This window comes from Acidovorax sp. SRB_24 (assembly GCF_012931925.1).
This window is the reverse complement of the sequence record NZ_MWOM01000387.1, coordinates 1-226: the sequence shown is the minus strand read 5'-3', so window position 1 is coordinate 226 and position 226 is coordinate 1. Positions and strand designations below refer to the sequence as shown.

Below are 226 nucleotides of genomic sequence, written 5' to 3'. Positions count from 1 at the left end.
GCCGGCCGCCACGCTGCCGGCCACGCGCACCGCCACGCGCTGCAGGCCCGATTGCAGTTCCAGTTGGGGGGCCGTGCCGGGCTGGCTGGGCAGGCCGAGTGCCTGCAGCGCGGCGGCGTTGAGGAACACGGTGGCAGGCGCAAACAGCGCAAAGCGGTCGGGCGGCAGGCTCGCAAAAGGGCGCGGCATGAGCGCGGGCACCATGGCCGGCAGCAGCAGCGCATCG

At 74.8% G+C, this 226-nt stretch carries 1 protein-coding gene; it reads right to left on the bottom strand.

Annotated features, from left to right (window positions below; genetic code table 11):
* Positions 1 to 226 (bottom strand): hypothetical protein (locus B2J89_RS22375; RefSeq protein WP_169170901.1); only part of this gene is annotated, 226 nt, incomplete at both ends.